This is a genomic window from Myxococcaceae bacterium JPH2 (genome assembly GCA_016458225.1).
Classification (GTDB): Bacteria; Myxococcota; Myxococcia; order Myxococcales; family Myxococcaceae; genus Citreicoccus.
In genome coordinates this window covers 1-2,394 of sequence record JAEMGR010000068.1, presented here as the reverse complement: position 1 = coordinate 2,394, position 2,394 = coordinate 1, and the positions used below count along the sequence as shown (strand labels likewise).

Genomic DNA, 2,394 nt, shown 5'->3' with positions numbered 1-2,394 from the left:
GTATGGATCGAAGACCCGCGCTTCTTGAAGGTCGTCTCCAATTGAAGAGCTGAAGGCTGCCTTGAAGGAGCTGGAGGAGCGAATCGGCCCCGACGCTTTTCGCGACCTCTTCCCCATCCTACGCGGCAGTCGTGAGTTCGCATTCGATGCTGCGACGGCGGGGCCAGCTGGTCTCGCTGTCCTCGTTGAGTTCCGCGGGAGCCCAGCGAAGGCGCATGCGGTGATGATGGAGGCGGCAAGCCGCGAGTCCATCCCGCCGGCCACCCGAGGAGGAGCAGGTAAGCGGCCCGTCAACCTGGACCTCTTCGAGCAGAACCCCGAGGCATCCGCTGCCGAGGCGCAGGCGGCAAACAGGGAGACCTCCAAGGCTGCAACGACGAGAGGAGGGGCGAGTCGCGAGCCCACCCAGTCTGCGGCAAGCAGGAAGCAGTTCGACAACTTGGACCTCTTCGCTCAGAACGCTGAGGTGGGGGCTGCCGAGGCCGCGAAGGTCAAGCTGTTCCTGGCGGAGTTGGAGTCATCAGGCCCACGTCTTCCGAAAGACGTGAAGCTGTTGAATGAGATGGCACCGAAGCTTGAGGAGCCACCTCCGGGAGTCGAGAAGGGTGAGCTGCTCTGGCAGGAGTACGTCGCCTACCGCAAGAACCGGCTGAAGGAGATTCAGGCCGGCGACGCCGTGAAGGGCCCCTTGAAATGGGAGGGCTACCAGGGGATGCGCACCTACTATGCTCGGGGCATGGCCTTCGAGCGGACCATGGTCGCCATCCTGGAGGCGGACGCAGCGTTGCCCCGGGCGCAGCGGCGCTGGCTCGGTGACTTCGAGCAGCCGCGGATCGAGACGCACGTAGGCGTGTCGAAGGCAGACTTTCGCTACGCGGATGTGCTCGTCATCGAGGAGCGCCCCTCACCTGGCCAGCCACCTCGAGTGGAGACGTTCAGCTTCAAGAGTCGAGACCTCAGCTTCCTGAAGTGGGAGGAGTTGCAGGTGCGGGTGAATACGGATGCGAGCAACGCCATGAAGTACTACGGTGGGACACTGAAGATTCTTAGGGATGGTATGCGGCAACAGGCGGATGTTCAGAGGGTTCGTCTTGTCTATGAAGGACAGGGGCTTCTGCCAAAAGACCCGAAGTTATTTACCGACGCGGCAAAGATAGCTGAGCAGAAGATTAAGGGCGTGGAGGTAGAGTTCCAATGAAGCTGTTGACACTGCATGACCTGAACAAGGTGGATAGCCTGAGCTTCACCTTCGAGGGGAGGTTCGACGCGACAACAGGGGTGGAGCGCGCGTTGGCGCCGCTATTCGATGCGCTTGAAAAGCATGCCGAAGGCTGGATGCCAACAATCGTCAAGTCTGGGCGGAAGCGAAAGTATTCTCGAGAGGCCGTATGGCGTGCGGTGGAAGAACGGCGCGATGAGTACGGCTCAATCATTGGGCTGTACCGCTCGGGGAGTCCCGCAGTATCGCTGGGGCTCAACCTCTCGCTCGCGCAGGGCGAGTCCAGCTTTCACTCCCGTCTTGACGTGCAACCGCTTGATTTCTTCTCCGGAGTGGATTCCTGTCGCACTCTCGTGAGTGTGGCCCGGGACTGGGCCGCTCGGTACCCGGTTCCTTACTCGTCTGCTCACAGTATTGCGGACGAGCAGTTGGCTGGCTCCCCTAGCTTTGGTCGTAGGGAACGAGATGCGCGAAGAGATGGGTTCGACAAGATTTATGAGCTGTTCTGGCTGAACATCTTCGGTCCGAATCTGGTGGAGTCGGTAGGTCGCGAGCGAGTGCTCTCGACGCCCGCGCACCTCGTGGAGGAGCTGCCCAACGGCTCTGTCCTCCTAGTGCTGTGGCCAACTCCCGCCGAATTCGCGAACGACGATGCGCGCGTGGCGCAGGCCCGTGCGCATGTCCACCTGCGGCCGGACCTCGACTTCGACACGGTGCTGCGCACGCTGAGGGAGCGGAGCGCCGCACTGGTTCCGGTCGAGCCGCGCTTCCACCCCGACGTGGCGCCGTTCCTCTCGCGGCTGCCGGATGAGTTCGCCATCAGCGAGCGGCAACGGAAGGTTGCCGAACTCAATGCCTTCCGGCCTCCTGAGTCGGAAGAGTGGTTGCCGGTTGCCCTTCCATCGGACGTGGAGAGTCCGGAGCGTGTCCTCGAATCCTATGGAGACTTGTCCGAAGGTCTCGTGGCTGTCCTTCACACGGAAGTGCCCTCCATCATGGACGAGACGCCCGAGTCGCTCACGGACCTCGACTTCCACTTCTGGAAAACCCATTTTCCCGAGCGCTACACGCGCGACGTCATCGAAGGGCATACGATACCGGCGTTAGGCGTCTACCTGGGAGATGTCCTCGTGCGACGGTTGGGCGGGACGTGGGTGTTGCGCGAGAAGATGGAG

1 protein-coding gene and 1 pseudogene are annotated in these 2,394 nt (G+C 61.9%); both read left to right on the top strand.

The genetic code is table 11. The features are described from left to right. The first annotated feature begins 49 nt into the window (after positions 1 to 49). Positions 50 to 1,198 (top strand): annotated as a pseudogene (locus JGU66_36020) (hypothetical protein). Further along, on the top strand, positions 1,195 to 2,394 hold a 1,200-nt coding region (locus JGU66_36015; protein MBJ6766187.1), incomplete at its 3' end, for a hypothetical protein. The pseudogene JGU66_36020 and the gene JGU66_36015, both read left to right, overlap by 4 nt.